The sequence below is a fragment of the Achromobacter spanius genome (assembly GCF_039673305.1).
GTDB lineage: Bacteria > Pseudomonadota > Gammaproteobacteria > Burkholderiales > Burkholderiaceae_B > Achromobacter > Achromobacter spanius_F.
Map to the genome: position 1 here is coordinate 12,514 of NZ_JBDJLJ010000033.1, position 26,425 is coordinate 38,938.

At 68.5% G+C, this 26,425-nt stretch carries 20 protein-coding genes; 13 read left to right on the top strand and 7 right to left on the bottom strand.

Features of this window, described 5'->3' with window-relative positions; all coding sequences use genetic code 11:
* Nucleotides 1-6: 6 nt before the first annotated feature.
* From wecB to ABE485_RS21395, 11 genes are read left to right on the top strand one after another with little or no spacing between them, the layout of a single operon-like run.
* Complete coding sequence (gene wecB / locus ABE485_RS21345; protein ID WP_346517263.1) at nucleotides 7-1,161, top strand: non-hydrolyzing UDP-N-acetylglucosamine 2-epimerase; 1,155 nt, start codon at nucleotides 7-9, stop codon at nucleotides 1,159-1,161.
* 35 nt (nucleotides 1,162-1,196) lie between these two features.
* Nucleotides 1,197-3,410, top strand: coding sequence for a cellulose biosynthesis cyclic di-GMP-binding regulatory protein BcsB (locus ABE485_RS21350; protein WP_346517264.1), 2,214 nt, complete (start codon nucleotides 1,197-1,199; stop codon nucleotides 3,408-3,410).
* 18 nt (nucleotides 3,411-3,428) lie between these two features.
* Entirely contained in the window at nucleotides 3,429-5,126 is a 1,698-nt protein-coding gene (locus ABE485_RS21355) for a glycosyl transferase family protein (protein WP_346517265.1), read from the top strand.
* Complete coding sequence (locus tag ABE485_RS21360) at nucleotides 5,123-7,855, top strand: NfrA family protein (RefSeq protein WP_346517266.1); 2,733 nt, start codon at nucleotides 5,123-5,125, stop codon at nucleotides 7,853-7,855. The genes ABE485_RS21355 and ABE485_RS21360 overlap by 4 nt, the downstream gene beginning before the upstream one ends.
* Nucleotides 7,856-7,867: 12 nt before the next feature.
* Nucleotides 7,868-8,872 carry an alginate O-acetyltransferase AlgX-related protein gene (locus ABE485_RS21365; protein WP_346517267.1) on the top strand — a complete coding sequence of 335 codons (1,005 nt, stop codon included), beginning with the start codon at nucleotides 7,868-7,870 and terminating at the stop codon, nucleotides 8,870-8,872.
* A 4-nt stretch (nucleotides 8,873-8,876) separates the two neighbouring features.
* Complete coding sequence (locus ABE485_RS21370) at nucleotides 8,877-9,971, top strand: alginate O-acetyltransferase AlgX-related protein (RefSeq protein WP_346517268.1); 1,095 nt, start codon at nucleotides 8,877-8,879, stop codon at nucleotides 9,969-9,971.
* A gap of 9 nt (nucleotides 9,972-9,980) precedes the next feature.
* Nucleotides 9,981-11,561, top strand: coding sequence for an MBOAT family O-acyltransferase (locus ABE485_RS21375; RefSeq protein WP_346517269.1), 1,581 nt, complete (start codon nucleotides 9,981-9,983; stop codon nucleotides 11,559-11,561).
* 23 nt (nucleotides 11,562-11,584) lie between these two features.
* Nucleotides 11,585-11,824 (top strand): acyl carrier protein, encoded by a 240-nt coding sequence (locus ABE485_RS21380; protein WP_346517270.1) that lies wholly within the window; start codon nucleotides 11,585-11,587, stop codon nucleotides 11,822-11,824.
* A gap of 30 nt (nucleotides 11,825-11,854) precedes the next feature.
* On the top strand, nucleotides 11,855-13,345 hold the full coding sequence (locus ABE485_RS21385) for an AMP-binding protein (RefSeq protein WP_346517271.1): 1,491 nt from the start codon (nucleotides 11,855-11,857) through the stop codon (nucleotides 13,343-13,345).
* Nucleotides 13,342-14,016 carry an alginate O-acetyltransferase AlgF gene (locus ABE485_RS21390; RefSeq protein ID WP_346517272.1) on the top strand — a complete coding sequence of 225 codons (675 nt, stop codon included), beginning with the start codon at nucleotides 13,342-13,344 and terminating at the stop codon, nucleotides 14,014-14,016. Before ABE485_RS21385 ends, ABE485_RS21390 begins: the two co-directional genes overlap by 4 nt.
* A gap of 9 nt (nucleotides 14,017-14,025) precedes the next feature.
* Nucleotides 14,026-15,156, top strand: coding sequence for an acyl-CoA dehydrogenase family protein (locus ABE485_RS21395; RefSeq protein ID WP_346517273.1), 1,131 nt, complete (start codon nucleotides 14,026-14,028; stop codon nucleotides 15,154-15,156).
* Between the two features lie 15 nt (nucleotides 15,157-15,171).
* Here ABE485_RS21395 and ABE485_RS21400 read toward each other — a convergent pair whose 3' ends face one another.
* The 5 genes from ABE485_RS21400 to ABE485_RS21420 form a co-directional block, all read right to left on the bottom strand.
* Entirely contained in the window at nucleotides 15,172-16,161 is a 990-nt protein-coding gene (locus ABE485_RS21400; protein ID WP_346517294.1) for a DUF4434 domain-containing protein, read from the bottom strand.
* A gap of 15 nt (nucleotides 16,162-16,176) precedes the next feature.
* Nucleotides 16,177-16,590: a YidB family protein gene (locus ABE485_RS21405; RefSeq protein ID WP_346517274.1), complete on the bottom strand. Its 414-nt coding sequence runs from the start codon at nucleotides 16,588-16,590 to the stop codon at nucleotides 16,177-16,179.
* A gap of 132 nt (nucleotides 16,591-16,722) precedes the next feature.
* Complete coding sequence (locus ABE485_RS21410; RefSeq protein ID WP_346517275.1) at nucleotides 16,723-17,937, bottom strand: lytic murein transglycosylase; 1,215 nt, start codon at nucleotides 17,935-17,937, stop codon at nucleotides 16,723-16,725.
* Nucleotides 17,934-18,650 (bottom strand): MOSC domain-containing protein, encoded by a 717-nt coding sequence (locus ABE485_RS21415; protein WP_346517276.1) that lies wholly within the window; start codon nucleotides 18,648-18,650, stop codon nucleotides 17,934-17,936. The genes ABE485_RS21410 and ABE485_RS21415 overlap by 4 nt, the downstream gene beginning before the upstream one ends.
* A 15-nt stretch (nucleotides 18,651-18,665) precedes the next feature.
* The gene (locus ABE485_RS21420; protein WP_346517277.1) at nucleotides 18,666-19,490 is read right to left on the bottom strand and encodes a ferritin-like domain-containing protein; all 825 of its coding nucleotides are present in this window, start codon (nucleotides 19,488-19,490) and stop codon (nucleotides 18,666-18,668) included.
* A gap of 96 nt (nucleotides 19,491-19,586) precedes the next feature.
* Here ABE485_RS21420 and ABE485_RS21425 point away from each other — a divergent pair, with 96 nt between their 5' ends.
* The gene (locus tag ABE485_RS21425; protein ID WP_346517278.1) at nucleotides 19,587-20,714 is read left to right on the top strand and encodes a GNAT family N-acetyltransferase; all 1,128 of its coding nucleotides are present in this window, start codon (nucleotides 19,587-19,589) and stop codon (nucleotides 20,712-20,714) included.
* A 10-nt stretch (nucleotides 20,715-20,724) separates the two neighbouring features.
* Here ABE485_RS21425 and ABE485_RS21430 read toward each other — a convergent pair whose 3' ends face one another.
* Together ABE485_RS21430 and ABE485_RS21435 are read right to left on the bottom strand one after the other, a co-directional pair.
* The gene (locus ABE485_RS21430) at nucleotides 20,725-21,195 is read right to left on the bottom strand and encodes a DUF1854 domain-containing protein (RefSeq protein WP_346517279.1); all 471 of its coding nucleotides are present in this window, start codon (nucleotides 21,193-21,195) and stop codon (nucleotides 20,725-20,727) included.
* 21 nt (nucleotides 21,196-21,216) lie between these two features.
* On the bottom strand, nucleotides 21,217-23,502 hold the full coding sequence (locus ABE485_RS21435; RefSeq protein WP_346517280.1) for an ABC transporter ATP-binding protein: 2,286 nt from the start codon (nucleotides 23,500-23,502) through the stop codon (nucleotides 21,217-21,219).
* A gap of 259 nt (nucleotides 23,503-23,761) precedes the next feature.
* Between ABE485_RS21435 and cphA the strand changes: the two genes are divergently transcribed.
* Complete coding sequence (gene cphA, locus ABE485_RS21440) at nucleotides 23,762-26,377, top strand: cyanophycin synthetase (RefSeq protein ID WP_346517281.1); 2,616 nt, start codon at nucleotides 23,762-23,764, stop codon at nucleotides 26,375-26,377.
* Nucleotides 26,378-26,425 lie beyond the last annotated feature (48 nt).

Below are 26,425 nucleotides of genomic sequence, written 5' to 3' on the forward strand. Positions count from 1 at the left end.
CTCGCCATGAAAGTCCTTTCCATCTTCGGCACGCGCCCGGAAGCCATCAAGATGGCGCCCCTGGTCGCCGCCCTGCGGAACGAGCCGCAAATCGACAGCGTGGTCTGCGTGACGGGACAGCACCGCGAAATGCTGGACCAGGTGCTCGCGCTGTTTGACCTGCAGGCCCAGCATGACCTGGACATCATGGTGCCCAACCAGACCCTCAACGGCCTGTACGCCCGCCTGATCAGCCGCGTGGATGGCGTGCTGGAGGCCGAGCAGCCGGATTGCGTGCTGGTGCACGGCGACACGAGCACCGCCTCGGCGTGTGCGCTGGCCTCGTTTCACCGGCGCGTGCGCATCGGGCATGTGGAGGCCGGACTGCGCACCGGCAATCTGGCAATGCCCTTCCCCGAAGAGATGAACCGGCGCGTGGTCGACGCCGTGGGCGACCTGCTGTTCGCGCCCACCGCGCAATCGCGGGACAACCTGCTGCGCGAGAACCTCTCCGGCAGCATTACGGTAACGGGCAACACGGTGATCGACGCGCTGGCCATGACCATCTCAAAGCTGGCCCCCGGCGGACCGCTGTCCCGCAAGCTGGAGGCCCGCTACGACTGGCTCGACCCGAACCGCCGGCTGCTGCTGGTGACGGGCCACCGGCGCGAGAGCTTTGGCGACGGTTTCCGGAACATCTGCGCGGCGCTGGCCGAACTGGCGCGGCGCCCGGACCTGCAGATCGTCTATCCAGTACACCTGAATCCGCAGGTGCGCGGCGTGGTCATGAGCGAGCTGTCGGGCCTGGCCAACGTGCACCTGATCGATCCCCTGGACTACCTTGATTTCGTCTGGTTCATGCAGCGTTCCCACTTGATCCTGACCGACTCCGGCGGGGTCCAGGAAGAAGCCCCGTATCTAGGCAAGCCGGTGCTGGTGATGCGCGATGTCACCGAGCGGCCCGAAGCGGTGCGCGCCGGCACTGTCGCGCTGGTCGGCACCGACGCGCGGCGCATCGTCTCGGAGGTCAGCCGCCTGCTCGATGACCCCGGCCTGCATGACGCCTTCTCGCGACGGATCAATCCCTATGGCGACGGCAAGGCCAGCCAACGCATCGTCGATGCGCTGTGCGGCCGCGCCGTGTCGGAGTTCGATCCCTACTCCGCCCCCTCCCCCGTCTGACACCCGCCGCGACGCCCTCTTTGCCCGGAGCCTTCATGTCTTTCTCCCTTCATGCCACCGAAATCCGCACGCTGTGCCGCGCCCTGATCGCGGCCGGACTGCTCGCGCCGCTGGGCGCGTTGGCGAGTCCCGCGGGCGATGCATTGCGCCAGTTGCAGAGCGACGACCTGGTGGCGCGCACCACCACGCTGGAAGACCTGGGCATCACCGAGCCGGTGGTGTTGAGCAATAGCGATGCGCGCCAGGAGTTCTACCTGCCCGTGCCGCGCGGCGTGCCGGTCGCCGACGCCAGGCTGGATTTCGATGCCCGCTACACCAAGGGCGAGCCGGGGCGCACGAGCATGGTGCTGTGGCTGGATGGCGTGCCGCAGGCGGCGCAGCGCATCGCCGACGGCGAGGGTTCCGCCAGCCGGGAGTTCAACGTCGAACGCCGCAACCGCGAATCGGGCTTTTTGCGCCTGGGCGTGGACTGGCAGTCCGAGATCGCGCTGCGCCACTGCGAAAGCAACCGCGCAACGGCCAATGCGCTGACGATCTCGCCGCAGACCAGGCTGAGCTACCGCTACGACGCCTCGGCCATCCGCAGCCTGGACGACGCCTGGGGCACGCTGCCCGGCAGGCCCGTCCTCATGGTCGCCAGCCGCAAGCTGGACCAGCAGGCGTTCAACAGCGCCTGGCGCATGGGCGTGGCGCTGGAGCGCAGCGGCAAGCGGGTTGCCGTCAAGGCGTTCCCGTCGGTGGGCGAAGAGGTCGACACGCGCGGCCTGCGGATCCCGGCCGGGCTCGAGCAGGTCCCCGCGTTCGCGTCGCTGGCCGGCAAGGAAAGGCACAAGCTGACCAGCCCGGCCGAAATAGGCGCCCTGCTGGTCATGGGCGCGCCGGCCGCCGCCGGCGATGTCGTCATCGCCGACGCCGCGCTGCGCGGCCGGTACGCCGAAGCCCTGGACGCCTTGCAGGCCCAGTTCGCGACGGATACGGACGCGGCCGCCGCGTTCAAGGCCTGGCGCCAGCAACGCATGCCCCTGGCGGGCGAGGCGCTGCAAGCCAAGGAAATCCGCCTGCTGCCCCTGGGCCGGCAGGCGGTCATCGCGGTGTCGTCCGATGCGGGCGCGCAAGGCGCGGGCGCATTCGACACGGCGTGGCGCCGCATCCTGGTGACCCGCCAGGTGCAGGTGCAGACCGCCACGCCGCCGCAGACGTTCCAGGACGGCGGCCTGCGGCTGACAAACCTGGGCGGATCGTCGACCAGCTTCGACGTCGTGGCGCGCGGCGACTGGAACACTTCCTTCCCGCTGGCGGCCGTGTCCGCCGACGGCCGCATGCCGGACGAACTGGTCATGGATCTGGCGGCCGCGCCCGGCGCGTCGTCGACGCGTCCCGTGGCCTCGGTCTTCTGGAACGGCATCCTGCTGGCCGCCAAGCAGCTGGACGCCAACGGCCAGCCGGAACGCCTGACGGCCCGCGTGCCCGGCTACGCGCTGGGCGTGACCAACGCCGTGCGCGTGACCTTCCAGCGCCAGCCGGTGTCCGTGGACTGCAACGAGATTCCGCAGGGCTTTCCCGTCAATGTCCTGCCGACCAGCTACGTGAAGCCGGGCAAGGCGCAGCCGGACGGCACCTTCGTGGGCCTCTTGCCGCTGATGGCCGGCACGCCGCAGGTGCTGATTCCGGACACCTACCTGGCCGACGCGCCCGACAACATCAAGCGCGTGATCGGCATCGCCGCGGCCAGCGGCGTGTCAGCGACGCGGGCGGAACTGTCGGTGTCGCCGGCGGGACAGGCGGTCAAGCCGACCCGCCCCTTCCTGGCGATGGAACTGCCGGTTGACGGCGCGACGCCCGAGGTCAAGGTCACCGACCGCAAGCAGCTGCAGGTGGCGGGCAGGAATGCGACCTGGCTGGACATCTCGGGCCTGGACCACCTGAGCACCGCCGAAGTGGTGAGCGCCGGCGGCCAGGACGGCGTGCTGTGGCACACGCTGGGGCAGCATCCCGGCATGGCGGACGCGCCCTTCGTGCTCAACCGCGGCAACGTCGCCATCATCGGCGCGACGGGACCCGTGGCCTGGATCGACAGCGGCAATCCGGACGCCAGCCATCCCCCCGGCGCGGGCGAAAGCGCGTTCTTCGAATGGCGCCGCTACATTTCCTGGAGCGTGCCGGCCATCAGCATCAGCATGCTGGTGCTGCTCCTGATCCTGATCCTCGCCCTTCGCGTCAGCCGCAGAAAGAACAAGGAACCCAAGTAACCCGGAGGCGCCGGCGCCATGTCCTCGCTCTACTGGCCCTACCTCATCGCGGACTACTATCGCGGCCTGGAGGTCGTGACCGCCGTCGTGGGCGTGATCATCCTGCTGTCCAGCCTGGACGATCTGTTCATCGACGGCTGGTTCTGGCTGCGCGAGCTGCGGCGGTCGCTGACCGTCAAGCGGCGCTACGCGCCCCTGACCGCCGAACAGCTGCGCGCGAAGGAAGAGCAGCCGCTGGCGATCATGGTGCCGGCCTGGCTGGAGTACGACGTGATCGCGTCGATGCTCGAGACCATGGTGTCGACGCTGGAATACAAGAACTACATGATCTTCGCCGGCACCTACCAGAACGACGAGCGCACGATCAAGGAAGTGGAGCGGATGCGGCGGCGCTACCGCCAGTTGGTGCGCGTGGAGGTGCCGCACGACGGCCCCACCTGCAAGGCGGATTGCCTGAACTGGATCGTGCAGGCGATCTTCGCGCAGGATGCCAAGCAGCCCGTGCCCTTCGCCGGCGTGATCCTGCATGACAGCGAGGACGTGCTGCACCCGCTGGAGCTCAAGTACTACAACTACCTGCTGCCGCGCATCGATTTCATCCAGCTGCCCGTGACCTCGCTGGAGCGGCACTGGTACGAGCTGGTCGCGGGCACCTACATGGACGAATTCGCGGAATGGCACACCAAGGACCTGGTGGTCCGCGAAAGCCTGTCCAAGATGGTGCCGTCCGCCGGCGTGGGCACCTGCTTTTCGCGCCACGCGCTGGTGGAACTGGCGGCGGAAACGAACAACCAGCCGTTCAACACGGACACGCTTACCGAGGACTACGACATCGGCGCGCGGCTGGCCCAGCGCGGCATGCGCCAGATCTTCGGCAAATTCCGCGTGGAATACGTCACGCGCCGCCGGTCGTGGTTCGGCATGGGCAAGGAAAAGGTCTCGACCATCCGCATGCCGCTCGGGGTGCGCGAGTACTTCCCCAACACCTTCCGCACCGCCTACCGGCAGAAGGCGCGCTGGACGCTGGGCATCGGACTGCAGGGCTGGCAGCAGGTGGGATGGACGGGGTCGCTGGCCACCAAGTACCTGCTGTTCCGCGACCGCAAGGGCCTGGTGACCTCGTTCATCGCCATTCTGGCCTATGTGCTGCTGGCCAATTTCTTCGTCTTCTATCTGGCCGACATGTTTGGCTGGTGGACGGTCTATTACCCCTCGTATTTCCGCCCGGGCGGCTGGCTGGTGACGCTGATGTGGGCGAACGCCGTCGCGCTGCTGCTGCGGGTCGTGCAGCGCGCCTATTTCGTCGGCCGGATGTACGGCTGGGAACATGCCCTGCTTTCGATCCCGCGGATGATTGTGGGCAACTTCATCAACGCCATGGCCGCGGCCCGCGCCTGGCGACTGTTCATCGGCCACCTGATCACCGGCAAGCGCCTGGCGTGGGACAAGACCATGCATGACTTTCCGTCCACGGACCAACTGGCGCAGCAGCGCCAGCGCCTGGGCGAACTGCTGCTGTCCTGGCAGGCGATCGACCACGCCTCGCTGGAACGCGCCCTGGAAATCCAGGCCCGCGAGAAAAAGCCGTTGGGCCAGATCCTGACCGAGCAGGGCTGGCTGGACGAGGGCACGCTGAAAGAAGCCATCCTTTTCCAACAATCCGGGCAGGCCGATGCGCCCCCGCCCGCCGCCGAGAACAAGCCCGCCACTCCATGAAGTCCTTTCCTCGATCGCTCGTCCTGTCCGCGGCGCTGGCTTGCGCCTGGACCGCCACGCCCGTCTGCGCCCAGGCGCCGGCGCGCGCGGCCGAAGCGCCCCTGGAAGGCGCGGCCTACCAGTTCGCCGCCGAGGGCTACAAGAACTACGACGCCGGCAACTACGCGCTGGCCCAGCAGCAGGCGGAATCCGCGATCGTGCTGCGCCCGGACGTGGAGCGCCTGCGCCTGCTGCTGATCTACGCGCTGCAAAAGCAAGGGAAGATCCAGGAGGCCGACAAGGCGGCGGCCGACGCCATCGCAAGCGGCCTCGACACGCCCGGCCTGCGCCAGGCCCGCGCCAACCTGCGTCCCGCGCCGGCGCAGCCGCCCGCGCGCGCCAGCGCCCCGGCGGCGTCCAGCGCCTACCAGCGCGGCTTCCCGATAGCGACGAAGGCCTACGCCGACTACAACCGCGCCGACTATCCCGCGGCCGAGCGCGGCGCCGAGCGCGCGTTCCGGATCGATCCCAAGCAGGGAGCCTGGGCCATGCTGTGGCTGGACGCCCTGGAAGCGCAGGGCAAGTACGCCGAAGCGGAGGCGGCCGCCGGCAAGGCGCTGGCCCTGGGCGCGCCCAACAAGAACGACCTGGCCGCGCGCCAGCAGACGCTCAAGCGGCGGATGGCGGTCAAGCCCGCCGAAGAGGGCTACCAGGCCCTGATCGCCAACCGGCCCGGCGATGCGGTGCCCCTGGCGCGGCAGGCCGTCGCGCTGGCGCCCGAAAGCGCCAGCCACCGCCTGCTGCTCATCACCGCCCTCATGCTGGACAACCAGCTCGCGGCCGCCGAGGAAGCGGCCACGGACGCGATGCGGCAGGACGACGAGAACACCGTCGCGCTGCTGATGCGCGGTTACCTGCGCCAGCGCCAGGGCAAGACGGAGCTGGCCGATGCCGACTTCGACGCGGCGCTCAAGCAGGACTGGCTGGACGACGAACAGCGGCGAAATGTGCGCCTGATCGGCGCCGACGCGGCGCTGGCCGCGGGCGAGAACGCGCGCGCGCTGGCGCTGGTGGAGCCGCTTGGCGCCAAGGACGAGGCGGCGGCGCAGCGCGTCAAGCGCGCGCGGTCCCGCCCCGCGGTGCCCGCCACGCTGACGCTGGCCAACTACCCCGCCCCCGTGCAGGACTGCCGCGACACGCCCTACGGCACCTCGTGCGAACTGCTGCCGTCGGACGCCGCAGGCAGCGGCGGCCCCGCGTCGCTGGCCTATGCCGCCTATGCGCGCGAGGACTACCAGGAAGCGATCAGCCAGGCTCGCAAGGCAGTCGAACAGGATCCGGCCAACAAGGAATACCAGCGGCTGCTGACCACCACGCTGGCCGCGGGGAACGCGGCGCAGCTGGCTGAAGCCAACACGCGCATGAGCGAGGCCCTGGCCGCCCAGCCCGACGACCCCACGCTGCTGATGCAGCGCGGTTACCTGTATCAGCGCATGCGCCAGCCCAAGCTGGCGCTGCAGGATTTCCAGGCCGCCCGCGCGACCGGCAAGGCACCGCCCACCGTGATCCTGGACGAGGGCTACGCCCTGGCCGGCGTGGGCGACAAGCGGGGTTCGGTCGAACGCCTGAAGGAAGCCATCGACGAGGACGACGCGGGCAGGCTGGAACTGACGCCGCAGCAGCGGTTCGACACGCGCAATGCCATCGGCGGCCTGTCGCGCGAATGGGGCGGCTATTTCTCCGCCGGCTACCGCGGCGCGCGGCCGGCCTCGTCGGGCCTGGGCGGCGCGGCCGTCACAGTCCCCGGCGACGCCGTGTTCAGCACGGCCGAAATCTTCTGGCGCCCGTCCGACTTCCTGAACTCGTCCACCCGCACCTTCGAGCTGTACGCCCGCCTGTCCAACACGCTGTACGACAAGGGCGGCAAGACCACGAGCCAGACCGTGTCCGACCCCTGCGGCGGCTCCATCGACATCAACGAAACGTCCAACCAGGGCATTTCCGGCATCCCCACGACCGTGGGATCCCTGGGCATGCGCTTCACGCCGTCCACCGAAGTGGGCCTGACCTTCGGCCTGGAGCGCCAGTTCAACCTGGGAACGGCCACCCGCCGGGGCACGTTCAGCCCGGATCCGGCCGCCTTGCGCTGCGCGCTCAACCGCGACAACCAGACCGCGCACTACAAGACGGACGCGGGCAGCGGCGGCTGGCTGGCTTATGTCACCTACGGCCTGTATGAAGGCACGACGCTGCGCATCGACCGGCCGGACTGGTTCACGATGGAAGGCTACCTGCAGGCGGGCTATTCCTGGCAGGACATGCCTGCGAAGTTCTGGCTGCGCGACAATGCCACGGGCGTGGACGGCGAGAAATCGTCCGGCCGGCTCAAGCGGGACCAGGCCTTCGGCGCCGGGGAACTGCGCGTGGGCCGCAGCTACCGCGTGGATGCGATCAGCGAGCGCCTTGTGTTCTTTCCCTATGCCGTGATCGGCGCCGACTGGCTGTGGAACAAGAACTCGGTGTCGGGCTTTGACATCGACGGCTCCGATTCCTACCGCCTGCTGGGCAACGGCTCGTCCTGGTCCATGGGCGCGGGTCCGGGCTTCAACCTGCGCTACTGGTTTCGCGAAGACCACTACAACGCGCCCAGGTCCTACCTGGACCTGACCACGCAATACCGTTTCAACATCGGCGGCGGGCAGGCCGACCGGGCCAAGGGCCTGTTCATCAACCTGACCCTGTCGTACTGAGGAGTTTCCCGCATGCAATCCGCCAATCGCCTTCCGCAGCGCGCCGTCCGCGGCGTGGCCCGCGCCCTCCTGTCGGCCGCCCTGCTGGCCACGGCCGGCGCCGCCGCGCAAGCGCAGCAAGCCTCGTCCATCGTGATCCAGGGCAAGGACAACTGGCTGTTCCCCGGCTGGGGCAGCCTGACGCAGGTCGACACCCGCGGCATCGACGCGGCGACCCAGCTCATCCGCGAAACGCGCGACGCGCTGGTGGCCAAGGGCATCCAGCTGGAAGTGCTGGTGCTGCCGGACAAGACCCTGTTCTATCAGGACAAGCTGCCGGACGGCAAGGCGCTGAGCGCCGATGTGAAAAGGCGCTACCAGACCATCCAGGACAAGCTCAAGCAGGCCGGCATCGCCACCGTCGACGACGAAGCGGTGCTGCAGCGCGTGAAGAGCGGCGGCCAGGATGTCTTCTACCGCACCGACCAGCACTGGACACAGGCTGCCGCGGACGCCACCGCCGAGGCGCTGGCGCAGCGCATCAAGCAGGACGTCAAGACCCTGTCCGGCAAGCCGGGCTCCGGCATGCCGCTGGGCAGCGTGGTCAATGAACGCCGCTATGGCGACCTGGCCGAACTGTTCCTGACGCCGGACCAGCGCAAGCAGGCCGGGCGCGAGACCTTCACGGTGCGGCGCCAGGCCGACAACCAGAGCCTCCTGGACGACACGCCGGCGCCGGTGCACGTCACCGGCCACAGCATGGTGCAGCCCTACTTCGGCTTCCCGCAAAAGCTGTCGAACGCGCTGGACCGGCCGGTGTCCGTCAACTGGAAGCCGGGCAACGTGGGCCATTGGGTCATGCTGCTGGAATACCTGGAGTCCCCCGCCTTCAAGCAGAACAAGCCGCAGGTGCTGGTCTGGCAGATGTTCGAGCCCACCTACTCGCAAGGGCCGCAGGCCAGCGGCCTGTGGGACAACGCGTCCATCATGAGCGCCGACGCCTGGCGCGGACGCATGAAAGCGGCAATCGGGAAGTAGGCGCGTGGCCCCGCTAGACAACGCGGACGCGCCCGGCCACCGGCTGACCGCCTGGGTCGTCGCCATCCTGCTGGCGCTTGGCCTGGGCTGGGGCGTGTGGCGCCTGGCGCAGGCGCGGATCAGCGCGGCGCAGGTCGCGCCGCCCGCCTGGCTGGACGGCTCGGCGGGCGCCGTGCTCAACAAGGCGCTGATGCTGCCGCGCCAGGCCGACATCGACACCTGGAATGCGTCGCTGCGCTACCGGGCGCTGGGCGACCTGGGCGACCAGGTCGCCATGGGCTGCCCGCAGTGGCTGTTCTATCGCGACGGCCTGCGGCCGCCGCCCGGCGTGCACGTCTTTGACAAACGCCTGCGGCTGATGCGGCACTGGGTGCGGGAACTGCGGGAAAAGCAGGTCCAGGTGCTGGTCGTCGCGGTGCCCGACAAGTCGCGCATCGAATCCGACCGGCTTTGCGGCCTGCCCGTTTCGCTGCCGATGCGGCGCACGCTCGACGACTGGCAGCAGGCGCTGCGCGCGGACGGCGTGCCCTTCGTGGACCTGCGCGACGCGCTGCTGGCCGCGCCGGCGCCCCGCTTCTTCCGCACGGACGTACACATGAACGCGCAGGGCGCGCAAGCCGCCGCCGCGCGCGTGGCCGAGGCCGCCCTGCCCCTGCTGCGCGGACCGGGCACCCAGGCCTTCAAGACCGATCCGCCCGCGGCGCCGCAACCGCGCATGGGCGACCTGATCGTGCTGGCGGGCCTGGAACGCGCGCGCCCCGGCTGGCGTCCGGATCTGGAGGTGGTGTCGGAAGCGAAGATCGAGCCGGTGCGCACGGGCGGCCTGCTGGATGAACCGCCGCCGGTGGAAGTGCTTCTGGCCGGCACGTCGAACGGCCGCCGCAGCCAGTTCGCCGAACGCCTGGGCACGGGCCTGGGCCGCGAGGTCTGGAACATGAGCCTGGACGGCGGGCAGTTCTCGGGCGCCCTGCTGGTGGCGCTGAAACAGCGCGAGCAATGGCCCCGCAGCCTGAAGCTCGTGATCTGGGAATTCTCGGAAAACGCCCTGTCGCTGCCGCTGACCGCGGACGAGCAAGCCCTGTTGGCCCGCATCCCGTAGCGAACCAAGATGCTATTCAACTCCTACCTGTTCCTGCTTATCTTCCTGCCCGTCACGCTGGCCGTGTACTACGCGCTGGGCCCGTTGAATGTGCGCCTGGCCGCGCTGTGGCTGTGCCTGACGTCGGTGGTCTTCTACGGCTGGTGGAATCCGCAGTTCGTGGTGCTGCTGGCCGGCTCCATCGCCTTCAACTACGTCGTCAGCCAGCTGGTGCTGCACTACGCCGCGCGCCCCCGGCTGCAGGGCCTGATCGTGGGCCTGGGCGTGGGCGCCGACCTGGCGCTGCTGTTTCACTACAAGTATTTCGCGACGCTGCTCAACTTCCTGAATGACCTGGGCATGACCGGGGCCACGGCGGACGACATCATCCTGCCGCTGGGCATCTCGTTCTTCACGTTCACGCAGATCGGCTATCTGCTGGACTGCAAGGCGGGCGTGGTCAAGGAACGCAGCCTGCTCAGCTACGTGTTGTTCGTGACGTTCTTTCCGCACCTGATCGCGGGCCCGATCCTGCACCACAAGGAAATGATGCCCCAGTTCGCGCAGCCCGAGAACTACCGGTTCAGGGCGGAGAACCTGTCGGTGGGCGCGATGCTGTTCGTGATCGGGCTGGCGAAAAAGGTGCTGCTGGCCGACGGCATCGCGCCGTATGCGGACGCGGGCTTCGCGGCGCCGGGCGAGCTGCAGTTCTTCGGTTCGTGGGGCGCCAGCCTCTGCTATGCGCTGCAGCTGTACTTTGACTTCTCGGGCTATTCGGACATGGCGCTGGGGCTGGCGAAAATGTTCGGCATCCGCTTTCCGCTGAACTTCAACTCGCCCTACAAGGCCGGCAACATCATCGAATTCTGGGCGCGCTGGCACATGACGCTGACGCGCTACATCACCGCCTATCTGTACTACCCGGTGGCGGTGGCCGTGAACAAGTGGCGCACGGACCGCAACCTGCCGGTGGGGTCCGCCGGCTTGAAGACGCTGGGCGGTTTCGCGGGCAGCATCGCGCTGCCGACGCTCTTCACGATGACGCTGGCGGGTGTATGGCACGGGGCGGGCTTCCAGTTCGTGGTGTTCGGCCTGCTCCACGCCATGTACCTGTCGGTGAACCACGCCTGGCGGATTTTCGTGGTGGGCCGCAAGCCCGCCGCCGCGCGCAAGACCCATCCCGCCACGCGCGCGCTGTGCGTGCTGGTGACCTTTATCGCCGTGCTGGTGGCGCAGGCCTTCTTCCGCGCCCACGGCGTGGGCGATGCCCTGCTGCTGGTGCAGGGCATGGTCGGGGCGCGCGGCATGGAATCGCTGGACTTGTCGGCGCACGTCGCGGGCCTGGCCTGGGGCGACGCCTGGCGCGTTATCGTAGGCCATCACCTGCAGCTGCTCTACGCCGTCGTGCTGCTGTCCATTGCCTGGTTCACGCCCAACGCGCACCAGATCCTGGGCCGCTATTCGCCCGCGCTGTTCAAGCCGCAGGAGGCCCCGCAGGCCTTCATGCGCTGGCGTCCCAACCTGGCCTGGATGGCCGTCATGCTGGCGCTGCTGTTTTTCTGCCTGGTCAACCTGCACAAGGAAACCCGGTTCCTCTATTTCCAATTCTGACCGCACTGGTCGCGGAGCATCACATGGACATCAACGCAATCGAAGCCAAAGTGGCGCAAATCGTCGAAGGCATCATCCTGACGCAGGTCGATCCCGATACCCTGTTGATCGAATCGGGCCTGGTCGACTCGCTGGCCGCCGTGGACGTGGCGCTGGCGGTGGAGCGGGAGTTCGGCTGCAAGATCCCGCCGACCGAGATCGACGTGCACCTGGAATCGGTGCATACGCTTGCCGCGTTCATCGCGGAGCACAGCCGCGCCTGACGCGCGGCCACAAGCCTGGAGGGCCGGACCATGCGTTTCGATTTCAATCGCTGCGACTTCACGGATGTGCAGGCGGGGGCCGATGCCGTCGCCGTGGTGGACGCGCAGGGCGCGCTGTCATGGGGCGCGCTGCGCGCCGCCACCGAGGCCTGGGAACAGGCCGCGCTGGCCATGGGCGCGCGGGCCGGCGAGCCGCTGGAGATCTCCGGCCACAAGGAAGCGGCCTTTCTCGTGGCCATGCTGGGCTGCCTGCGGCTGGGCATCCCCTTCGTGCCGGTGGACGTCATCAACCCGCCCGAACGCATCGCGCGCATCGGCGAACTGGTGCGGGCGGGCTTGCGCTACGACGCGCAGGGCCAGGCCTTCGTCCCCGCCTGCAATGACCCCGCGCTGCTTGACGAGCAAGGGCTGGCCTACATCATGTTCACGTCCGGCAGCACGGGCGATCCCAAGGGCGTGCAGATCGGCCGCGAGAGCGTGGCCCTTTTCGCCGGCTGGATACGCGACTGCCTGGACCTGGGCGCGGCGCCGGTGTTCATGGACCAAATGCTGTTCAGCTTCGATTTTTCGCTGTTCAACTGGGTGGGCGCGCTGGAGCTTGGCGGAACCTGCGTGCTGTGCCCGCGCGAAACCATCGCGCAGCGCGACGCCTTCGTCTCGTATCTGGCCGACACGCGCATCAGCGTATGGGCCTCCACGCCCTCGTTCGTGCGGCAGCAGTTGTTCAATCCCGCCTTCGACCACGCCCACCTGCCCGACCTGCGCGTCTTCGTCTTCGGCGCGGAATCGCTCACGCCGGCCATGGCCGAAGAGCTCTGGCAGCGCTTTCCGCAGGTCCGCATCATCAATTCGTACGGGCCGACCGAAGCCACCTGCTCCACCACCTGGGTGGAGATCGACCCGGCCCTGCGCGCGGCCGCGCCGAATCCCTTCCCGATCGGACGCGCCAAACCGTACGCCGACGTCTTCATCGAGCACGGCGAAATCAACATCGTCGGCGACCACGTGATGCGGGGCTACCTGAACCGCCCGGACCTGAATGCCACGCGCATGTTCACACGCAATGGCAAGCGCGGCTACCGCAGCGGCGACCTCGGCACGATCGATGAGCAGGGGCTGGTGACCTTCCGCGGGCGCATCGACGACCAGATCAAGCTGCACGGCTACCGCATCGAACTGGCGGAGATCGACGCCGCCATCGCCGCCCTGCCCGGCGCGCGCGCCGGCGCCACGGTGGCGCTGCGCCGTCCCGACGGGGCCATCGTCAGGTTGATCGGTTTCGTGGAGCCGGCCGCGGCCGGCCCCGGCATCAGAGCCCCCGCCGGCCTGCAGCCCCTGCCCGACGGCCTGGTCGACTGGAAGCACACGCTGGGCCGGCGGCTGCCGCCGTACATGATTCCTTCCGAACTGGTGGCCTGCCACCGCTTTCCCACCACCAGCACGGACAAGGCCGACCGCAAGCAGCTCGAACGGCTGTACCTGGAAGCGCGCCTCAGCAAGAAACCGGAGCCGCAAGCATGATTCGCCCCCCCTATCGCCTCGCCCTCGCCCTGGTCCTGGCGGCCTGCGCCGCCAACGCCGCCGCCGAAGGCGTGCTGGCCCAGCTCTACGCCGCGCGCCCGCCGGCCGGCTCCTCGTTCGTGCGGGTCGTCAATCCCCACGTGAAGCCGCTGCAGGCGCAGATCGCGCAGGGACCCGCCCAGGAGATCGGTCCCGACCGGCAGGCCACCACCTACGCCATCGTCAAGGGCAACCAGTCCTTCGACGTGCGCATCGACGGCAAGCTCGCCGGCACGCTGCAGGTCGCGCCGGACACCTTCAGCACGCTGGTGCCGCGGCGCGACGGCGGCCGGCTGTCCTTCAGCGTCATCGACGACAGCAGCGGCGCGCAGGACGCGCTGAAGGCGGAGCTGCGCTTCTACAACCTGGCGGCCGACTGCCCCGCGGGCCAGTTGTCGGTCAGCCCGTCGGGCCCCGTCCTCTTCAAGGACGTCGAACCCGGCGCCTCGGCCGCGCGCGCCATCAATCCCGTCAGCGCGACGCTGGCCGCGGGCTGCGGCGCGGCGGCGTCGCCGCCGCTGCCGCTGCCAGCCCTGCAGCCGGGCGACCACTACAGCCTGTTTCTCACCGGCACCCCGCAGGCGCCCGTGCTGCACGGCCAGGTCAGCGGCACGGACCCCTACGCCAAATAAGGAACCCTCATGCGCCGCGTATTCCGGGATGACCACGAACTCTTCCGCGACCAGGTCAAGCGCTTCATCGCCAGCGAGATCGCGCCCCGCTATGCCGAATGGGAGCAGGCCGGCGTGACCCCGCGTTCGCTGTGGCTGCGCGCCGGCGAGGAAGGCCTGCTCAACTGCGCCCTGCCCGACCCCTACGGGCTGGGCGGCGATTTCGGACATTCGGCCGTGGTCATCGAGGAGCTGGCCCGCGCGAACTTCCTGGGCATCGGCTTTTCCATCCATTCCGACATGGTGGCGCCCTATCTGCTGAACTTCGGCACCGATGCGCAGAAAGACCGCTGGCTGCCTGCCATGACGCGTGGCGAAACGATCGGCGCCATCGCGCTGACCGAGCCGGGCGCGGGCAGCGACCTGAAGGCCGTGCGCACGCGCGCGCGCCTGGACGGCGAGCACTGGGTGCTCAATGGCCAGAAGACCTTCATCACCAACGGCGTGAACGCCGGGCTGGCCATCGTGCTGGCCAGCACCGACCCGGACCTGGGCGCGCGGGGCCTGTCCCTGTTCTGCGTGGAAGAGAACCTGGCCGGCTACACCAAGGGCGCCGCGCTGAACAAGATCGGCCAGCACAGCCAGGACACCTGCGAGCTGTACTTCGACGATGTCCGCGTGCCGGCCGATTGCCTGCTGGGACCGCGGAACGCCGCCTTCGAGATCATGACGCGCGAGCTGGCGCGCGAGCGCCTGGCGATCGCGCTGCGCGCGGCCGCCTCGCAGGAAGGCATGCTGGAGGAAGCGGCGCAGTACGTCCGCGACCGCAAGGTCTTCGGCCGCCGCGTGATGGACTACCAGAACACGCGTTTCAAGCTGGCCAATGCGCGGGCCCAGAGCACCATGCTGCGCGTCTTCCTGGACGACTGCCTGGGCCGCCAGATGGAAGGCGAACTGGACGCCACCACCGCCGCCATCGCCAAGCTCAACGCCACCGAGATGCAGGGCCGCATCCTGGACGACCTGCTCCAGATGTACGGCGGCTATGGCTACATGGCGGAATACGGCATCGGCCGCGCCTGGGCGGACGCGCGCGCACTGCGCATCTTCGGCGGCACCAGCGAGGTCATGCTGGAGATCATCGGCCGCAGCTTCAACTGAACGCCGCAGGCGGTCTCAGATGCGAGCTTCCATCCAGTCGCGCATCAAGGCCCGCGCTTCCGGCGTGTCGTCGATGACCCAGGGATCGAGCGCAAACGCCACAATGCGCTTGGCGCCGTAGCCACGCGCGATTTCCCACTGCTGCTTCACGCGGTCGAAGTCGGCGGAACGCGCCTTGAAGGTGGAGCCGTCGGTGGCGCCCGACGGCAGTTCCTCGAACAGTTCCAGGATCAGGTCGAACGAGGCGCGCCGCGCCAGCAGCATGTCGTGCAGCGGCTCCAGCGCCCGCAAATTGGCCAGCCCGGCCACGCCCACGCCGTCCTGGATCATGGGGTGGATGCGCACCCGGTCCAGGATGCCGCTCCACAGCTTCATCAGCGAGCCCTCGCCCGGCAGGCGGCTGTGATAGGTGGAGATGCAGGGCACGCCACGGCTGGTGGCCTGCGCGGCGCGCGAGAGCGCATCCAGCCACGGGATCAGCAACGCCTGGCGCTCGGCGGATGCCCAGTTGTACTGCTCGAGTTCGTACGGCAGGTACCAGCCGCGGAATGCGCGGCGCTTGTTCCAGGCCGACGTCTGCATGTAGGCCACGCCGCGCTCGCGCGTCTGATCCAGGTAGCCGGCCAGCGCGTCCTTGTCGGCGCGGGCCAGCACGTCCCACCAGCGCTGGTCGTACGGCAGCCCCACGTGGATGCCCATGCCCTGGCGCCCCGCCTCGTCAAAGAGCGTGTGCAGCAGCGAATCGGGCGCCATCCAGTCGTCCGGACGGCCGCCCTCCAGGCCGACCCACTGCAGGAAGATCTCTCGGCAACCCAGACGCCGGAAGGCGCGCAGGCGCAGCCGCCAGTCTTCGGGCGTCAGGTCCAGGTGGCTGCGCCAGAGCTGCAGGAAGGTGGCGTTCAGGGACAGCGGCGGCGAGCATGCCGCCAGCGGCGCCAGGGCGCCGAGCGCCAGCGCCTGGAGCAGGCGCCGGCGGGTGGAAGACTTGAGCTGCGGATGTGCCAGGAAAGAACCCCGCCGTTATCCGCGGTTGCCGAACAGGCCGGACAGGGAAGCCAGCAGATCGGTCGGGTTGAATTGCTGGTTCGGCTGCACCGCGCCTTCGGGGGTGGCCTTGTCGACCAGTTGCGGCAGCAGCGCCGACAGGGAATCCAGAACGGAGGTGGTGTCCTGCCCCGTCTTGGCGGCCAGTTCGTTCACGACGCCCGGATCCAGCACGGAACCGAGCTGGCTGGGGCTGACGGGCAGGTTTTGCCCCGTACCCACCCAGGACGCCACGATCTCGCTCAAGCCGCCCTTCTGGAAGCTGGCGATCAGGCCGGTCAGGCCGCCCGGGTATTTGTTCAGTTGCTCGATCAGCGCGGGCAGCAGCGAGGCCGATCCGCCTTGCTGACCGCCGCCGGCCATCGAGGCCAAGGTGTCCAATAGACTCATTGCCGCGCTCCTGAAAAAGTCGGGAAACCAGTATAGGCCGATGATTGGCGTCGCGCGCGCGATGCGGGTTGCCGGAGGCTTCGACTTTGCAAAACTTGTAAATCCGGGACTGATGACGTCAGCCTTTCGCCCTCAGCTTCCCGCGCGGGACGTGGCCGACGCCCGCAACGCCTTCAGCGCCTTTTGGCCCGCGCGCCCGTCGGGCGGCAGCCCCAATTCCCGCTGCGCTTCCTGCAAGGCCTGGCGGGTGCGGGCGCCGATCATGCCGTCGGGTTCGCCCAGTTCGTAGCCCCTGGCGATCAGCAGGCGCTGCAGTTCGCGCCGTTCCGCCCGCGACAGCCCCGGATCGTCCGTCGGCCAGGACTGGACCAGGGGCCCGCCGCCACGCAGCCGGTCCGACAGGTGCGCGATCGCCAGCGCATAGCTTTCCGCGGCGTTGTAGGAATACAGGGCGTCGAAGTTGCGCGTGACCAGGAACGCGGGCCCGTTGCGGCCGGCGGGCAGCAGCAGGCCGGCGGGCGTGTCGTCGGCGGGCAGGGGCTGGCCATCGGCCCGGGTGACGCCCTGCCGGATCCAGGACGACATCGGCCGCCTGTTCTTGCGCCCCGCCCCCGCCGTGTCCAGCCCGGCGGGCAGCCTGACTTCATAACCCCAGGCCAGCGCCGGGTTCCATCCGGCGCGCTTGAGAAAATTGGCGGTGGACGCAAGCGCGTCCGGGACGCTGTCAACCAGGTCGCGGCGGCCGTCCCCATCGAAATCCACCGCCAGCCGCAGGTAGGTGGAAGGCATGAACTGGGTCTGGCCAAACGCCCCCGCCCAGGATCCGACCAGGCGGTCGGGCGCGATGTGCTCGTCCTGGATGATCTTCAGGGTGGCGAAGAATTCGCCCCGGAAATAGGCCTGCCGGCGCCCGAAGCACGACAGGGTCGACAACGAGGTCAGGAGCGGCCGGCCGCCCAGCGTGCGGCCGAAATTGCTTTCCACGCCCCACACCGCCGCGATGGCGGCCGGATCCACGCCATAGCGCTGGGCGGCGCGGTCCAGTTCCGCCTGCCAGCGCGCCATGCCGGCCTGCCCGTCCGCCACGCGCTCGTCGTCCACCAGGCCCGCCATGTAGTCCCAGATGGGCGTCTTGAACTCGGGCTGGGCGTCCAGCAGGCCGATTACCGCCATGTCGGGCGCAAGGTTGGCGGTATTCGCGTCGAACGTCGCCGCCGACACGCCGGCCTTCAGCGCGGGCGCGCGCAGCTGCGACAGGCAGGTCGCGAACGGATCGGCGGCCAGCACGGCGGACGCCGGCAGGATCAGGGCGGCGCCGGCCAGCGCGCGGGCCAAGAGGGATTTCATGCCTGGGATTCCTTGGGGGGTGCGATGGCGCCATCGCCTTCGAGGCGCCGCGTCCAGTCTTCGACTTCTCCGGCGCGGGCGCGCTTCTCGAACAGCGTGCGCCAGTTGGGAGACAGCTCGGGCAGGTCCGCCAGCGCGCGCAGCACGTCCGGGTCCAGCACGCGGCGGTTGAGGATGTCCTGCACGCGCGCCAGCGTCCATTGCGGGTGCGGGCGCTCCTGCAGGGACAGCGCATCTCCCGCCGCCAGCCAGCCGGTCTGCAGCACGCGGTAGTACCAGCCGGTCATGCCGCTGGCCTGCACCCGCGCCGCCATGCCCTTGCGGCCGAAGCGGTGATCCAGTTTCCAGCACGGCTGCCGCGCCTGCGATACCTGGATCACCGCCGTGCCCGCGTGGTAGATGTCGCCCACGCAGACATCGGCTTCGGTCATGCCCGTCGTCGAGATGTTTTCGCCGAAGGCGCCGGGACCCCGCAGCACGGCGCGCTCGCCCAGCGTTTCCAGCCACGCGGGGTAGTGGTCGCGCGCGTAGTGGTGCAAGGCCTTCTCGGGGCCGCCGTGGAAACGCCGGTCGGCCTGCTCGTCGCCGCCCAGGCCTTCGGGGCCCAGCCACAGGCGCTCGCGCACGGGATGCTTGTCGATGCCGCTGTCGCGGCCGGAGTCGCCCAGCGGACGCACCGTGCCGGTCAGGAGCGCGTCGATCGTGATGTCCATCGTGATGCCTTCCGGTCAGCCGGCCTGCAGCGCGGCAAGCTCGGCGTCGTCGAAACCGGCGGCGCGGCGCGCCTCCAGGTTGAAGGGGCCGCGCAGGCGGGGCGCGTCATGGCGCAGGGCCAGTTCGGCATAACAGGCAACCGGCTCCTTCCCCGCCAGCGCGCATTGCTGCTTGTACCAGTGGTTGCCGATGGCGACATGGCCGATCTCGTCGCGCAGGATGATGTCCACGATGGCCGCGCTTTCCGCGTCGCCCGCGCCGGCCAGCTTGTTGCGGATCATGGGCGACGCGTCCAGGCCGCGGGCCTCCAGCGTGCGGGGCACCAGCGCCAGGCGCGCGAGCACGTCGTCCCGCGTGCGTTCGGCCATGTCCCACAGGCCGTTGTGCGCGGGAAAATCGCCGTAGGCGTAGCCCATGGCGTCCAGCCGCCGGCGCAGCAGGTCGAAATGCAGCGCTTCTTCGCGCGCGACGCGCAGCCAGTCGCGGTAGAACGCCTCGGGCATGCCGGCAAAGCGCCACATGATGTCGAGCGCGAGATTCACCGCGTTGAATTCGATATGCGCCAGCGCGTGCAGCAGCGCCGCGCGTCCCTCCTGCGTGGCCATGGAGCGCTGTTTCACTTGCGGGGGCGGGACGAGTTCCGGCTGCGGCGGGCGGCCGGGCAATCCGTCCACCGATGCGAACACGCGCAGGCAGTCCAGCCGGGCGTCATCGCCGATGGCGCGCACCCGCGCCAGTTTTTCCTGCCATTGCGTGGCGGCCAGCGCCGCCAGCGCCTGCGCGCGCATGCAGTCCGGGGCGTTCCGCCCCCCTGCCTGCGCCGTCGTGCTGCTGTCCATGATGTTCCAATTCCCTGACGGCCCGCGGATGCCGCATAACCTTGAATTGCCATGGCCAGGACGCCATGCATTCACGAAGGACTTTATCATTCACGGATGGATTCCCTGCGCCTGACCATCGAAACCGACCTGTCCCGCATCGACGCCCGGCAATGGGATGCGCTGGCCGGAGAGCAGCCGTTCCTGCGGCACGCGTTCCTGAGCGCCCTGCACGACACCGGCTGCGCCGCGCGCGAAACCGGCTGGGCCCCGCATTTCCTGGCGCTGTGGCGCGGCGATGCGCTGGCCGCCGCCGCGCCGCTCTACCTGAAATCGCATTCCCGCGGCGAGTACGTGTTCGACTACGCCTGGGCCGACGCCTTCCAGCGGCACGGCATGCGCTATTACCCGAAGCTGCTGTCGGCCATCCCGTTCACGCCCGTGACGGGGCCGCGGCTGCTGGCCGCCGACGACGAAGACCGCGCGACGCTGGTGCGCGGGCTGGTGGCCTTCGCGCAAGAGGTCAAGGTGTCGTCGCTGCACCTGTTGTTTCTCGCCGATGCCGACGTGCGCGTGTTGCGCGACGCCGGCTTCATGATCCGCGAAAGCGTGCAGTTCCACTGGACCGACGCGGGCTACGCCGACTTCGACGCCTTCCTGGCCACCATGAGCCACGACAAGCGCAAGAAGATCCGGCAGGACCGCAAGAAGGTCGCCGCGGCCGGCCTGTCGTTCCGCTGGCTGCGCGGCCACGACATCGGCGCGGGCGAACTGGACTTCTTCTATGAATGCTATTGCCGGACGTACTTCAGCCACGGCAATCCGCCCTACCTGAGCCGCGAATTCTTCCAGCGCGCGCATCACGACCAGCCCGACGCCTTCGTGCTGATCCTGGCCGAGCGCGACGGCCGACCGGTGGCCGCGGCGCTGAACCTTGCGGGCGGCGATGCGCTGTATGGCCGCTACTGGGGCGCCACGGAATACGTGCCGGGCCTGCACTTCGAGACCTGCTACATGCAGGCCATCGCCTACTGCATCGCGCATGGGATCGCGCGCTTCGAGGGTGGCGCGCAGGGTGAACACAAGATGGCGCGCGGCCTGCTGCCCACGCCGACGTGGTCGGCGCATTGGGTCGCCCATCCCGGGTTCGCCGAAGCGATCCAGAACTTTCTGGACGAGGAAACCGCCGCGGTCGTCGACTACCTGGGCGAGCTGGAGTCGCACACGCCGTTCAAGGGCGCCTGACGCCGGCGCATCAAAGAAAGCGGTCCAGCAGCTTGCGGCTGTGCTTGTCCAGCGCCTGGATGTCGCGCACCAGATAGAAAATGCCGTGGTTGTCGGCGATCAGCAGCGTCTGCGGGCTCAGGCGACGGATGTCCTCTTCGCCGCGCAGCGTGAACGAGGTCGGACCGCGGTCGGTCTCGACCTTCCAGGTACTGGGCGTGGCGTAGGACGACACGCTGGCCAGCTTGCGGATCTCGGGCATGAATTCGCGCCCGGCCAGTTCTTCTTCGATGAGCGCGCGCTGCGGCTGCGGCACGTCGGACAGGTGCTCGATCCAAGCCAGTTCGTGCCCGTCGCTGGTGACCAGCGACAGGCCGCGGCCCGCTTCGCTGATCGGAAAGGCACGCACGGGAATGACCCCTTCGTGCGACTCGCCGTCGGCGGATTGGAATTCGAGGCGCCCGAAGGCGTTGCGGCGCAACTGAAAAGACGGCAAGGTCATGGCGATGATTCCGTTTCCGCGTCAGGCCACGGCGGCCATGTCTTCGCTGCCCGACGCCTGGGCATCGGCCTCGGCCTGGCGCGCCTGCGCCTGGTACAGACGATAGTAGGCGCCCTCGCGGGCCATCAGGTCTTCGTGCGGCCCCTGCTCCACGATCTGGCCGCGGTCCAGCACCACCAGGCGGTCCGCCTTGCGCAACGTGCTCAGGCGGTGGGCGATGGCGATCGTGGTGCGGCCGCGCACGAGGTTGTCCAGGGCCTTCTGGATTTCCTTTTCGGTCGTGGTGTCCACCGACGACGTCGCTTCGTCCAGGATCAGGATGCGCGGGTCGATCAGCAGCGCGCGGGCGATCGAGATGCGCTGGCGCTCGCCGCCGGACAAAGCCTGGCCGCGTTCGCCCACCAGCGAGTCGTAGCCGTGCGGCAGGCGCAGGATGAATTCGTGCGCATGGGCGGCGCGCGCCGCGGCCACGATCTCGTCGCGCGTGGCGTCCGGCTTGCCGTAGGCGATGTTCTCGGCGATGGTGCCGAAGAACAGGAACGGCTCCTGCAGCACCAGGCCGATGTGGCGGCGGTAGTCGGCCACGCGGACCGAGCGGATGTCGGCGCCGTCGACCAGCACCGCGCCCTCGGACACATCATAGAAGCGGCAGATGAGATTGATCAGCGTGCTCTTGCCAGAGCCGCTGTGTCCCACCAGCCCGATCATCTCGCCCGGCGCGATGGTCAGGTTCAGGCCGCGGATGACCTGGCGGTTGCCATAGCGAAAGCCCACGTCGCGCAGTTCGATGCGGCCGTTGATGTGCGGCATCTTGGCGGGGTTCGCCGGTTCCGGCACGCTGGAAACGTGGTCCAGGATGTCGAAGATGCGCTTGGCGCCAGCCGCGGCCTTCTGCGTGACCGACACGATGCGGCTCATGGAATCCAGGCGCATGTAGAAGCGCCCGATATACGCCAGGAACGCGGCCAGCACGCCCACGGTGATCTGCTTCTGGGATACCTGCCAGATGCCGAAGATCCACACCACCAGGAGGCCCACTTCGGTCAACAACGTGACGGTGGGCGAAAACAGCGACCACGTCGTGTTGACGCGGTCATTGACTTCCAGGTTGCGGTTGTTGGCTTCGCGGAAACGCGCGACCTCGCGCTTTTCCTGCGCAAACGCCTTGACCACGCGGATGCCGGGAATCGTGTCGGCCAGCACGTTGGTGATCTCGGACCAGATGCGGTCGACTTTTTCAAAGCCGTGCCGCAGGCGGTCGCGCACGGCGTGGATCATCCAGATGATGAAGGGCAGCGGCACCAGCGTGACCAGGGCCAGCCACGGGTTGATGGTCACCAGGATGACCGCCGTCATGACGATCATCAGGATGTCGGTGGCGAAGTCCAGCAGATGCAGCGACAGGAACACGCAGATGCGGTCGGTCTCGCTGCCGATGCGGGAGATCAGGTCGCCCGTGCGCTTGCCGCCGAAGTATTCCAGCGACAGCTGCTGCAGGTGCGCATAGGTGGTCGTGCGCAGGTCCGCGCCGATGCGTTCGCTGACCCAGGCCAGGATGTAGGTCCGCGCCCAGCCCAGCCCCCACGCCAGGATCGCCGATCCCAGCAGCCCGCCCAGATAGAGCCGGACCAGGCTGTAGTCGATGGGCGCCCCGTTCTGGAACGGGATCAGCACATCATCCATCAGCGGCATGGTGAGGTACGGCGGCACCAGGGTGGCGGCCGTGCCCAACAGAGTCAGCAGGAAGCCCGCGAACAGCGGCCCCCGGTAGGGCCGGGCGAAACGCCACAGCCGCAGCAGCGCCCAGGTGGACGGCGGCGCCGCCTGTTCCTGGTGACAGGTGGGGCACTCTTCCTCGCCCTCGGGAATGACGTTATTGCAGATGGTGCAGGTGCGCTCGGCCAGCTCTTCGGGCGGCTTGCCGGACAGGCGGATGGATTGCTGGGTTTCGAACTGGGCCAGGAGGCGCAGCGCGGCCGGATTGCAGGCCAGGGTGAAGCGCCAGATGGCCAGCCGGCCGGCATCGTCGTGCAGTTCCAGCACGGCGGCGCCGGCGTGGTCGCTGAGCGAAAGCTTTAATTGGGGGCCATATGGCCAGGATTCCCAGCCGGTATCGTCGGGTAGCCGGCCGATCAGCCGTTTGTCCGTGACCGCGACCAGCCCGGGATGGAACTTCAAACGCTGATCGAGGTCTATTTCGACCCAGGCCAGGAGGGTTTCGTCATCCGCCAGTTCAGTGCGGATTTCATCCCGCCAGCGGGCAGGAAAAGCATCGGCAAGGCCGGAAAGCAGGTGTGGTTTTTTCATTGGAACGCATACCGGGCCAGGACTCTGCCCTACTAGGCGGCAACCGGTTCGGCGCCAGCGGCGACAAACGTGTCCCTTCCTTACAACACAACGAGTTCACGCCTTGAAGGCGTCGTATAGTATCAGCCGATTTTTCTAATTAGGAATATCTGGGATCCCCCACTCGTTGGCATTATTCTAAAGGCGCAACCCCAATAAATTCGCGGTCTTGCATAGGGGCGTCCGCGCGTGCCAACCTGCTTCTCGATTAAATTAAAACATGAAAAAGAAAGACATTGAATTTCTCGATGTCGTGGCTTTGCGCGGCCCGAACATTTGGACGTATCGCCCGGTCCTTGAAGCATGGGTGGATATCGGAGAACTGGAGGACTACCCCTCCAACACGATTCCCGGATTCTACGAGCGCCTGACCGAATGGCTGCCGACCCTGATCGAACACCGCTGCAGCCCCGGCGTCCGGGGCGGCTTCCTGGCCCGCCTGAAAGAAGGCACCTGGCCCGGCCATATCCTTGAGCATGTCACCCTTGAATTGCAGAACCTGGCCGGCTTGCGCGGCGGCTTCGGCAAGGCCCGCGAAACCTCCACGCGCGGCGTCTACAAGGTCGTCGTGCGCGCCTGGCAAGAGCAGGTCACCCGCACCGCCCTGAACGAAGCCCGCGACCTGGTCATGGCCGCCATCGAGGACCGTCCGTTCGACGTGCCCGCCACCATCTCGAAGCTGCGCAGCCTGATCGACCGCCACTGCCTGGGTCCCAGCACCGCGTGCATCGTGGACGCGGCCGACGACCGCGACATTCCCTATATCCGCCTGTTCGAAGGCAACCTGGTCCAGTTCGGCTACGGTTCGGCCCAGCGCCGCATCTGGACCGCCGAGACCGACCGCACCAGCGCCATCGCCGAAGGCATTTCGCGCGACAAGGACCTGACCAAGGAACTGCTGTCGACCTGCGGCGTGCCGGTGCCTGAAGGCCGCCTGGTCGAAAGCGAGGAAGACGCCTGGGATGCCGCCGAGGACATCGGCCTGCCCGTCGTCGTCAAGCCTTACGACGGCAACCACGGCCGCGGCGTGTTCACCAACCTGACGACGCGCGAAGAGGTGGTTTCCGCCTACCGCGTCGCCGTGGACGAAGGCAGCGGCGTGATCGTCGAGCGCTTCGTGCTGGGCAATGAACACCGCCTGCTGGTCGTCGGCGACCGCATGGTCGCCGCCGCCGCGGGCGAACCGGCCTGGGTGACGGGCGACGGCAAGTCCACCGTCACCGAACTGATCGACAGCCAGATCAACACCGATCCGCGCCGCGGCCGCACCGAGAACCATCCGCTCAATCCCGTGCGCCTGGATTCCGCGGCCCGGCTGGAAATCGCCCGCCAGGGCCTGTCCGAAGACAGCGTCCCGCCCGAAGGCCAGCGCGTGCTGGTGCAGCGCAGCGGCAACGTCGCCTTCGACGTGACCGACCGCGTGCACCCCAGCGTCGCGGCCACGGTCACGCTGGCCGCCCGCATCGTGGGCCTGGACATTGCCGGCGTGGACCTGGTGGCCGAGGACATCACCCGCCCCCTGGACGAACAGCGCGGCGCCATCGTTGAAGTCAATGCCGGCCCCGGCCTGCTGATGCACCTGAAGCCGGCCGACGGCACGCCGCGCCCCGTGGGCCGCGCCATCGTCGACCACCTGTTCCCGGAAGGCGACGCGGGCCGCATTCCCATCGTGGGCGTGACCGGCACCAACGGCAAGACCGTCGTGGCCCGCCTGGTGGCGCGCCTGCTGCACCTGTCGGGCAAGCGCACCGGCCTGGCGTGCAGCGAAGGCCTCTACCTGGACCGCCGCCTGGTGCAAAAGGGCGACCGCGCCGACTTCGCGTCGGGCACGCGGCTGCTGATGAACCGCAACGTGGACGCCGCCGTCATCGAAAACGACAGCGGCGTCATCCTCGGCCAGGGCCTGGCCTATGACCGCTGCCAGGTGGGCGTGGTCACCAACATCGACGACGCCGACCACCTGGGCGATTTCGACATCAACGAAACGGAACGCATGTTCAACGTGTTCCGCACGCAGGTCGACGTGGTCCTGCCCGACGGCGTCGCCGTGCTGAACGCGCGCGATCCGCGCGTGGTCGAAATGGCCGAACTCTGCGACGGCAGCGTGATTTTCTTCGGCATCGACCCCGCCCTGCCCGCCATCACGGAACACCTGGCGCAGGACGGCCGCGCCGTCTTCGTGCGCGACGGCAGCATCATGCTGGCGCAAGGCGCCCAGGAAGAACGGCTGGCCGACGTGGCCGCCATCCCGCTGACCCACGGCGGACGCGTGGCCTTCCAGGTTGAAAACGTGCTGGCGGCCGTGGGCACGGCCTGGGCGCTGGATATCCCCGTGGAGCTGATCCGCGCCGGCATCGAAACCTTCGATATCGACCAGGCCGACGCCCCCTGGCAGTTCACGCTGTTCGAACGCAAGGGCAGCACCGTGGTGGTGGACGATGCGCACAACGCCTCGGCGCTGCGTCCGCTCATCGCCGCCATCGACCAGTTCCCGTCCGCGACGCGCGCCGCGGTCTACTCGGCCGGCGCCGACCGCCGCGACGCGGACCTGATCGAACAGGGCAAGCTGCTCGGCGACGCCTTCGACCGCGTGGTGCTCTACGACGACGCGACCGTGCGCAGCAAGCGGCCCGAAGGCCAGGCGCGCGCGCTGCTGCGCCAGGGCCTGGCCCAGGGCAGCCGCGTGAAGGACATCCAGGAAGAGCCCGACCACGGCAAGGCCATCGGCAGCGTCCTGGACGGCATCGCGGCGGGAGACTTCGTCCTGCTGCAGTCCGACGAGGCCTTCTCCGGCCCCACCATCGATCTGGTCCGCCGCTGGATTCAGCAAAACTGACAATATCCGCGCGCGCCGCGGCAGTCCGCGGGCGCGCACGTTAGACGA

Coding starts and splice junctions, on each gene's coding strand:
- ABE485_RS21425 (WP_346517278.1), top strand. CDS start 19,587: ATGGATTCCCTGCGCCTGACCATCGAAACCGACCTGTCCCGCATCGAC.
- ABE485_RS21350 (WP_346517264.1), top strand. CDS start 1,197: ATGTCTTTCTCCCTTCATGCCACCGAAATCCGCACGCTGTGCCGCGCC.
- ABE485_RS21355 (WP_346517265.1), top strand. CDS start 3,429: ATGTCCTCGCTCTACTGGCCCTACCTCATCGCGGACTACTATCGCGGC.
- ABE485_RS21375 (WP_346517269.1), top strand. CDS start 9,981: ATGCTATTCAACTCCTACCTGTTCCTGCTTATCTTCCTGCCCGTCACG.
- ABE485_RS21435 (WP_346517280.1), bottom strand. CDS start 23,502: ATGAAAAAACCACACCTGCTTTCCGGCCTTGCCGATGCTTTTCCTGCC.
- ABE485_RS21390 (WP_346517272.1), top strand. CDS start 13,342: ATGATTCGCCCCCCCTATCGCCTCGCCCTCGCCCTGGTCCTGGCGGCC.
- ABE485_RS21360 (WP_346517266.1), top strand. CDS start 5,123: ATGAAGTCCTTTCCTCGATCGCTCGTCCTGTCCGCGGCGCTGGCTTGC.
- ABE485_RS21405 (WP_346517274.1), bottom strand. CDS start 16,590: ATGAGTCTATTGGACACCTTGGCCTCGATGGCCGGCGGCGGTCAGCAA.
- ABE485_RS21380 (WP_346517270.1), top strand. CDS start 11,585: ATGGACATCAACGCAATCGAAGCCAAAGTGGCGCAAATCGTCGAAGGC.
- ABE485_RS21385 (WP_346517271.1), top strand. CDS start 11,855: ATGCGTTTCGATTTCAATCGCTGCGACTTCACGGATGTGCAGGCGGGG.
- ABE485_RS21430 (WP_346517279.1), bottom strand. CDS start 21,195: ATGACCTTGCCGTCTTTTCAGTTGCGCCGCAACGCCTTCGGGCGCCTC.
- cphA (WP_346517281.1), top strand. CDS start 23,762: ATGAAAAAGAAAGACATTGAATTTCTCGATGTCGTGGCTTTGCGCGGC.
- ABE485_RS21410 (WP_346517275.1), bottom strand. CDS start 17,937: ATGAAATCCCTCTTGGCCCGCGCGCTGGCCGGCGCCGCCCTGATCCTG.
- wecB (WP_346517263.1), top strand. CDS start 7: ATGAAAGTCCTTTCCATCTTCGGCACGCGCCCGGAAGCCATCAAGATG.
- ABE485_RS21395 (WP_346517273.1), top strand. CDS start 14,026: ATGCGCCGCGTATTCCGGGATGACCACGAACTCTTCCGCGACCAGGTC.
- ABE485_RS21420 (WP_346517277.1), bottom strand. CDS start 19,490: ATGGACAGCAGCACGACGGCGCAGGCAGGGGGGCGGAACGCCCCGGAC.
- ABE485_RS21415 (WP_346517276.1), bottom strand. CDS start 18,650: ATGGACATCACGATCGACGCGCTCCTGACCGGCACGGTGCGTCCGCTG.
- ABE485_RS21365 (WP_346517267.1), top strand. CDS start 7,868: ATGCAATCCGCCAATCGCCTTCCGCAGCGCGCCGTCCGCGGCGTGGCC.